The organism is Streptomyces sp. NPDC006368 (assembly GCF_040612535.1).
In the GTDB taxonomy this organism is placed as follows: domain Bacteria; phylum Actinomycetota; class Actinomycetes; order Streptomycetales; family Streptomycetaceae; genus Streptomyces.
The window spans coordinates 1-7447 of record NZ_JBEXQK010000080.1; the positions used below are offsets into that span (position 1 = coordinate 1).

The window sequence follows — 7447 nt, forward strand, 5'->3', positions numbered from 1 at the left end:
GCGATGGACGGTTGTCCATCGCGCCACCGGAAGGGGTGAATGCACGTAACTTTCCCGTACCCGCCGCGTTCTGTCGCGCTAAGGAACGGGGCCGTCACGCGACGTCGATCACCGGGCGAGCGGGTCAGTGCGTTCTGACGTTGAGTCAGGAACCGGGGAACACCCACGGGTTGGGGCGGCATGTGATGCCGTCGACCTTCAGCGACTTGGTCTGCTGCTGCATGACCGGCGCGAGCGCGCCCGGTGTGCGGCAGGTGACGTGGTTGTGTCCCAGCCGGTGCCCGACCTCATGGTTGATCAGCATCTGCCGGTACGCGTGCATCGCCTTGGCGCCGTACGTCTCCGAGCCCTGCGCCCACCGGTAGGCGTTGATCATCACGCGGTCCGTGGCGGCCGAGTCGCACGAGACGTTGTCGATCGTCGTGTCCAGACCGGACTTGGCGCACCAGACACCGGTGGTTCCGGGGCTGGCCAGCGTGATCACGAAGTCCGGCGTGCCGGTGGAGATCCGCTCGAAGGTCATCGCACCGCCGTGCGCCCAGCTGCGGTCGTCGTTGAGCGTCTTCTGCACCGCGTCGGCGAACAGCCCCGCGTCGAGCCCGAGCCCCTGCTCGACGTCCACGCGGTAGCGCACCTTGCGGCCCTTGCCGGGCGCCCTGTCGAGCCCCGGTACGGCCTCGAACCGGCCGGACCCCTTCAGTTCCGGGTCCATCGGGAAGCGCTCCGTCATCAGCTGCGCGTATGTCGCCACGACGGCCGGCGGGTTCTGCCGCGCCCGTGGCGGTACGGCCCGCCGCTCGTCGGAACGGGAGGCGGAGCCGCCCTCGCCGCCCCGCGCGGCGGCCTCGCCCGCGGGCCGGCCGGCGGAGGCGCCGGGCCCGGTGTCGGTGACCTGGCCGGCCACGACGACGGCGAGGACGGTGGTGACGGCCGCGGCGGCGATCCCGGTGAAGGTGAAGGCGCGGCCCTTGGGGGGCTTGACGGGCTGGGTGTCCTTGCCGAGCCCGGCGTCCTCGGTGAGCGGCTCGGGCCCGGGCGACTCGGGGCCCGGCCGCCGCGGCGCCTCCTCGAAGGCCTCGACGAACTCGCGCCGGGGCCCCGGCATCCGCGCCCCCGCGCCCACGCCCCTCGGCGCGCGCGCCGCACTCGCGGCATCCGCGTTCGCGTCGGCCTCCTGGCCCGGACGGGCCGCGCCGCGCCGTTCGCCGTGGCGGCCGGGCTGCCCCCAGCCGCCGCCCTGCTCCCGGTGCTCGGGGTGGCCGCCGCGGACCTGCTGGTCGCCCATGCGGTGCGTGCCGTGGTGAGGGGTGTCGTACGGGCCCGGCGCCGGCGCGGCCGGGGAGGGCGGCGGGGCCGCGCCTCTGCGGCGCCGCCCGCTGCCGGGGGCGGGGGCGGGCCGGCCTGCCGGGACGTCTCCCTCGCCCACGGCCGTCGAGGCGGGGCCCTTGCGACTATGTCGTCCCACGCCCCGGATCAGCTCCCGCCGTTGTCGTCGATCAGTTCCCGTACGGCCTTCGCGACCGTCTCGGGGTACTCCATCATCGCGACGTGTCCGGCGTCCGGGAGGGTCAGCAGCCGCGAGTCGCGGAAGGCCGTGGCGGCCTTGCGCGCCATGCGGTGCGAGACAAGCCGGTCCCGCCCCCCGTACACCAGCAGCGTCGGCGCGAGCACCCGCTCCGCCTGGCGCCACAGGTTGTGCTGCCCGCCCAGGGTGTAGGCGTCGACGATGCCGCGTGCCGATCGTGCCATGGCGTCCCAGAAGTACGGCAGGGCCAGGCGCCGCTCCATCTCCTCCACGGCGTTGCGGAACCCCTCGTCGGTGACGCGTCCGGGGTCCCCGTAACAGAGGGACATCACGCCGCGTACGCGCTGCTCCGCGGTCCAGTCCCTGGTCAGGCGGGAGAAGAGGGAGGCGACGCCCGGCAGCGCGAGGAGCCCGGTGGGCCAGGCGCCGCGCTGGGCACGCAGCTCGGGGAGGGCCGGGGAGACCAGCGTCAGGGTGCGTACGAGGTCGGGGCGGACGGCCGCGACCCGGGTGGCGACGGCGCCGCCCAGCGAGTTGCCGATGAGGTGGACGGGCCCGCGGTCGGCGGCGTCCAGCAGCCGGATCACCGCGCGGGCGTGCCCGGTCACGGAGTAGTCGCCGTCGTCGGGCGGCGCGGAGTCGCCGAAGCCGGGCAGGTCGACCGCCTCGCCGTCCACGAGGTCCGCGAGCGGCGGCATCAGCGCCGACCAGTTCTGCGAGGAGCCGCCGAGCCCGTGGACGTACAGCGCGGGTGGCAGTCCGGGCCGCTCGCCGGGGCGCGCGCGCACGCTCAGGGTCAGTCCGGGCAGGGCCACGGTGCGGAGCCGCTCGCCCTCCGCGACCCGCACGGTGCTGACCCGCGGGGCCACCGTGGCGGCGATGCGGGTTTCCGGCAGCTCGGTCGAGGACATGCGGCAATGTTACGAGACGATCACGCGGCGATTGATGTGTTCGCCGTCACAGATCGTATAGCGCAGGGGATGGGTACCTCCTAGGCTCATATAGAGGGCAATTTGCCCAGGCCCCCCACCGTCCATGTGAAAGGGAGCCCATGACCGTCGACCCGACCGACCCCGAGACCATCGACGAGACGCCGGAGGCGAGCGGACTGGACGAGGAGACCCCGGAGGCGGACGCCGCGGAGCAGGCCAGGGAGGTGCGCGAGCGCGGGGACGACCCGCTGACCCGCGTCGATCCCTCCGTGGCGAATCCGGCGGACGCCGCCGAGCAGACCCGGGTGGTCGAGATGGACGAGGACGACTACCGCTGATCCGATCCGCTGGTTTGGGCCGTTTGACGTTGTTAAACGTTGAATCTCCAGCGCTCGCGGAGCTACCACGGGCGTCCGGTACGTGAAATTCTGCGCTCGCACCGCGCACAGCCGCGTTACCCAAAAGTACGATGGCGGGCGTGGCGCACAGCGCCACATGGATCGAATTTGGGAGGCGGCGTGACAGCCATCGAGCAGACAGAGGCGGCGCGCCCGAGGGGCACGCGCCTGCCGCGCCGAGCCCGACGCAACCAGCTCCTGGGCGCCGCCCAGGAGGTCTTCGTCGCCCAGGGATACCACGCGGCCGCGATGGACGACATCGCCGAGCGCGCGGGGGTCAGCAAGCCCGTGCTCTACCAGCACTTCCCCGGAAAGCTGGAGCTGTACCTGGCCCTGCTGGACCAGCACTGCGAGTCCCTGCTCCAGGCCGTGCGCACGGCGCTCGCCTCGACGACCGACAACAAGCTGCGTGTCGCCGCGACGATGGACGCGTACTTCGCGTACGTGGAGGACGAGGGCGGTGCCTTCCGTCTCGTCTTCGAGTCCGATCTGACCAACGAGCCGGCGGTGCGCGAGCGCGTCGAGCGCGTCAGCCTGCAGTGCGCCGAGGCCATCTCGGACGTCATCGCGGGAGACACGGGCCTGTCCAAGGACGAGTCCATGCTGCTGGCGGTGGGTCTGGGCGGTGTCTCGCAGGTGGTCGCGCGGTACTGGCTGTCGAGCGCGTCGCCGATCCCGCGTGAGAAGGCGGTGCAGCTTCTCACGTCCCTGGCGTGGCGCGGCATCGCGGGCTTCCCGCTGCACGGCTCCGACGCGCACTGAGCGGTCCGTGTTCGCTGTTGGCGTGCGCCGTTGATCGCTGCCCTGTCGCCTCTCCGGGCTAATGTGTGCTGCGTACGGCGCGGCTGACCGCGCAACGCTGACCGTTCGGAGGGACATAGCCGTGGAGGTCAAGATCGGCGTGCAGCACGCGCCCCGGGAGATCGTTCTGGAGAGCGGGCAGTCCGCCGAGGACGTCGAGGCCGCGGTGGCCAACGCTCTGGCGGGCAAGGCACAGCTGCTCAGCCTGGCGGACGACAAGGGTCGCAAGGTCCTGATTCCGGCGGACCGGATCGCCTACGTGGAGATCGGCGAGCCGGCGACGCGCCGGGTGGGTTTCGGCGCGCTCTGAGGCATATGCCCCCAGGGGGCATGGGGAAGGCCCGGCGGGATGTACCCGCCGGGCCTTCCCCATGCCCCGAACACTCGCTGCCCCGCGGGGAGCGCGGGGTCATCCCGGGGATCTTCCGGCTCTTCAGGGTTGTTTCGCACGCTGATCGGGTAGTACGGGCTACGACCGTTTTGCCCGCCCCGCCACCCGCGAGGTGATCAGCTGTGCTGTGGGAAGCTCTCGGCTCCGTCGTCCTCGGACTCGTCCTGTCCTGGGCAGCCCTCCAGCGGCTGGCCGACCGGCTCCCACCGCGCCGCCCGGTCCTTGTGACCGGCACCCTGGGCGCCCTGTTCGGCGCGCTGGTGACGCACGGGGCGGTCGGCCCGGGCCACACCCTGGGCACCCTGCTGGGGGCCCTGGTGGTCGACGCGGTCCTGCTGTCCCTGCTGCTGCGCCCCACCCGCCGCCTGCGCCGCACGGCCGCGACGTAGCGCACCGCGCGGCGCCGGACCCGAGGGAGCGCCCGTCAGGCCGCCAGGCCGAGCGCGGCCATGCGCTTGGTGTGGGCCTTGGTGATACGGGAGAACATCTCCCCCACCGCCGCCAGGTCGAAGCCGTCCGCGACCCCGCCCACGAGCATCGTGGACAGCGCGTCCCGCTCCGCCACGACCCGCTGGGCCTGGGAGAGGGCCTCGCCCATCAGACGGCGGGCCCACAGCGCGAGCCGGCCCCCCACCCGCGGGTCCGCCTCGATCGCGGCGCGCACCTTCTCGACGGCGAAGTTGCCGTGCCCCGTGTCATCCAGAACCGCCAGCACCAGCGCCCGCGTGTCGGAGTCCAGCCGGGCCGCGACCTCGCGGTAGAAGTCGCTGGCGATCGAGTCGCCCACGTACGCCTTGACCAGACCTTCCAGCCAGTCCGACGGCGCCGTCTGGCGGTGGAACTCGTCCAGCGCCGCCGCGAACGGCTCCATCGCCGCGGTCGGGTCCGCGTCGATCGCCGCCAGCCGGTCGCGCAGCTGCTCGAAGTGGTGGAACTCGGCGGACGCCATCTTGGCCAGCTCGGCCTTGTCCGCCAGCGTCGGCGCCAGCTTCGCGTCCTCGGCGAGCCGCTCGAAGGCCGCCAGCTCTCCGTACGCCAGCGCGCCGAGCAGGTCCACGACCGCCGCGCGGTACTGGGGATCGGCGGAGGCACCGGCCCAGTCCTGGGCGGCGATCCCGGTCGGTTGTTCGGCGGCAGTGGCGTTGTCAGGCGTCTCCATGGAGCGCACAATAGCCCGCGCGCCGCACCCCGGACGGCGCAGCCCGGGCACACGACACGCACCGCCGGGGGTGGCGCCCGGTGGTCACCGCCGGGGGACGCGGGCGCGGGCCCGCCGGTGTGACGTCGCCCTCGTTATGAATCGGCCCAACACACCTGCGCGATTCCGGGGTACAGTGGTATTGCGCCTGCTGAGTATTCAGTCATCTTCGTACACATACTCGGTGGGCCATCTCATGAATGAGGATGCCCGGTCGGTGGCCCGATCGGCTCCGACCCGACAGCCCTCCGTGCGCATACGTGCCACATGAGGGGCCCCTCAGCGGTATGACGCTCGAGCGACGGCAGTGGTCCCGTGCCACCCGGCTGCGATCTCGCGATCCCAGCGGCCCGCAGCCGGACATCACCGGCACGGTAAGACCCCCAAGCGTTCGCCTCATGCCGCGTCTCACAGAAGAGGCAGCACCCTGACTACGACTTTCCGAGAGCTCGGGATCCTTCCCGAGACCGCCGAGGCCCTCGAAGCCGTCGGCATCATGTCCCCCTTCCCGATCCAGGAGATGACCCTCCCGGTCGCGCTCTCCGGCACCGACGTCATCGGCCAGGCCAAGACCGGCACCGGCAAGACCCTCGGTTTCGGCCTGCCGCTGCTGGAGCGCGTCACCGTCCCCGCGGACGTCGAGGCGGGCCGGGCGACGCCCGAACAGCTGACCGACGCCCCGCAGGCGCTGGTGGTCGTCCCGACCCGCGAGCTGTGCACCCAGGTCACCAACGACCTGCTCACGGCCGGCAAGGTCCGCAACGTCCGCGTCCTCGCGATCTACGGCGGCCGTGCGTACGAGCCGCAGGTCGAGGCCCTCAAGAAGGGCGTCGACGTCATCGTCGGCACCCCGGGCCGTCTCCTCGACCTGGCCGGTCAGCGCAAGCTGGACCTCTCGCACGTCAGGGCCCTCGTCCTCGACGAGGCCGACGAGATGCTCGACCTGGGCTTCCTGCCCGACGTCGAGAAGATCATCAACATGCTTCCGGCCAAGCGCCAGACCATGCTGTTCTCGGCGACCATGCCGGGCGCGGTCATCGGCCTGGCCCGCCGCTACATGACGCAGCCCACGCACATCAACGCCACCTCGCCCGACGACGAGGGCGCGACCGTGCGCAACACCACGCAGCGCGTCTACCGCGCGCACTCCATGGACAAGCCCGAGATGGTCGCGCGCATCCTGCAGGCCAACGGCCGCGGGCTCGCGATGATCTTCTGCCGTACGAAGCGGACGGCGGCCGACATCGCCGACCAGCTCGCCCAGCGCGGCTTCGCGTCCGGCGCGGTCCACGGCGACCTCGGCCAGGGCGCCCGCGAGCAGGCCCTGCGCGCCTTCCGCAACGGCAAGGTCGACGTCCTCGTCTGCACCGACGTCGCCGCCCGCGGCATCGACGTCGAGGGCGTCACCCACGTGATCAACTACCAGTCGCCGGAGGACGAGAAGACCTACCTCCACCGCATCGGCCGCACCGGCCGCGCGGGCGCGTCGGGTATCGCCGTCACGCTGGTCGACTGGGACGACATCCCGCGCTGGCAGCTGATCAACAAGGCGCTGGACCTGGGCTTCCCGAACCCGCCGGAGACGTACTCCACGTCCCCGCACCTCTTCGAGGAGCTCGACATCCCCGCCGGCACGAAGGGCGTCCTGCCCCGCGCCGAGCGGACCCGGGCGGGCCTGAAGGCGGAGGAGCTGGAGGACCTGGGCGAGACGGGCGGCCGTGGCCGTTCCCCGCGTCCGTCGCGCTCCTCGCGCCCGGAGCGCTCGGACCGTACGGAGCGCACGGAGCGCACGGAGCGTACGGAGGGTACGGAGGAGCCGGCACGTACCCGTACGCCGCGTCAGCGCCGTCGTACGCGGGGCGGCGCCCCGCTCGCGGAGGGCCAGGTGGCGGAGGCCGCGACGGCGGTGGCCGAGGCCCCCGAGGTCGAGGACGCCCCGGAGGCCGGTGCCCCCCGCGCCATCCGCCGGCGCCGCCGCACCCGTGCGGGCGCCGGAGCCGAGCCGGCACAGGCGCGGGCAGAGGTGACGCAGGCCGCACCGGTCACCCCGGTGGCGGCCGAGCCCGCCGCCGAGCCGGCCGCTCAGCCGGTCGCGGAGGAGCCCGTGAAGCCCCGCCGCACCCGCACGCGCAAGACCGCCGACGCGGCCCCCGCCGACACCGCGGAGACCACCGAGGCCAAGCCCCGCCGCACCCGGAAGAC

Annotated in this window: 8 protein-coding genes; 5 read left to right on the plus strand and 3 right to left on the minus strand. The window is 72.9% G+C overall.

What is annotated here, in order from left to right; translation table 11 throughout:
- Positions 1-145: 145 nt before the first annotated feature.
- Complete coding sequence (locus ABZZ38_RS29890; RefSeq protein WP_356745595.1) at positions 146-1465, minus strand: DUF3152 domain-containing protein; 1320 nt, start codon at positions 1463-1465, stop codon at positions 146-148.
- An 8-nt stretch (positions 1466-1473) separates the two neighbouring features.
- Positions 1474-2436 (minus strand): alpha/beta hydrolase, encoded by a 963-nt coding sequence (locus tag ABZZ38_RS29895; RefSeq protein ID WP_356745597.1) that lies wholly within the window; start codon positions 2434-2436, stop codon positions 1474-1476.
- A gap of 140 nt (positions 2437-2576) precedes the next feature.
- Between ABZZ38_RS29895 and ABZZ38_RS29900 the strand changes: the two genes are divergently transcribed.
- From ABZZ38_RS29900 to ABZZ38_RS29915, 4 genes are all read left to right on the plus strand, one after another.
- Positions 2577-2795, plus strand: a complete 219-nt coding sequence (locus tag ABZZ38_RS29900; RefSeq protein ID WP_356745599.1) for a hypothetical protein — start codon at positions 2577-2579, stop codon at positions 2793-2795.
- 180 nt (positions 2796-2975) lie between these two features.
- On the plus strand, positions 2976-3617 hold the full coding sequence (locus ABZZ38_RS29905) for a TetR/AcrR family transcriptional regulator (RefSeq protein WP_356745601.1): 642 nt from the start codon (positions 2976-2978) through the stop codon (positions 3615-3617).
- Between the two features lie 121 nt (positions 3618-3738).
- Positions 3739-3966, plus strand: a complete 228-nt coding sequence (locus tag ABZZ38_RS29910) for a DUF3107 domain-containing protein (protein ID WP_356745603.1) — start codon at positions 3739-3741, stop codon at positions 3964-3966.
- A gap of 203 nt (positions 3967-4169) precedes the next feature.
- The gene (locus ABZZ38_RS29915; protein ID WP_356745605.1) at positions 4170-4436 is read left to right on the plus strand and encodes a hypothetical protein; all 267 of its coding nucleotides are present in this window, start codon (positions 4170-4172) and stop codon (positions 4434-4436) included.
- A 35-nt stretch (positions 4437-4471) separates the two neighbouring features.
- Here ABZZ38_RS29915 and ABZZ38_RS29920 read toward each other — a convergent pair whose 3' ends face one another.
- Positions 4472-5206 carry a ferritin-like fold-containing protein gene (locus ABZZ38_RS29920; protein WP_356745607.1) on the minus strand — a complete coding sequence of 245 codons (735 nt, stop codon included), beginning with the start codon at positions 5204-5206 and terminating at the stop codon, positions 4472-4474.
- 535 nt (positions 5207-5741) lie between these two features.
- Here ABZZ38_RS29920 and ABZZ38_RS29925 point away from each other — a divergent pair.
- A partial coding sequence (locus ABZZ38_RS29925; RefSeq protein WP_356745609.1) for a DEAD/DEAH box helicase occupies positions 5742-7447 on the plus strand: 1706 nt, incomplete at its 3' end.

Excerpts from the sequence above, each read along its gene's own strand:
- ABZZ38_RS29895 (WP_356745597.1), bottom strand. The coding sequence starts at position 2,436 with ATGTCCTCGACCGAGCTGCCGGAAACCCGCATCGCCGCCACGGTGGCC.
- ABZZ38_RS29900 (WP_356745599.1), top strand. The coding sequence starts at position 2,577 with ATGACCGTCGACCCGACCGACCCCGAGACCATCGACGAGACGCCGGAG.
- ABZZ38_RS29920 (WP_356745607.1), bottom strand. The coding sequence starts at position 5,206 with ATGGAGACGCCTGACAACGCCACTGCCGCCGAACAACCGACCGGGATC.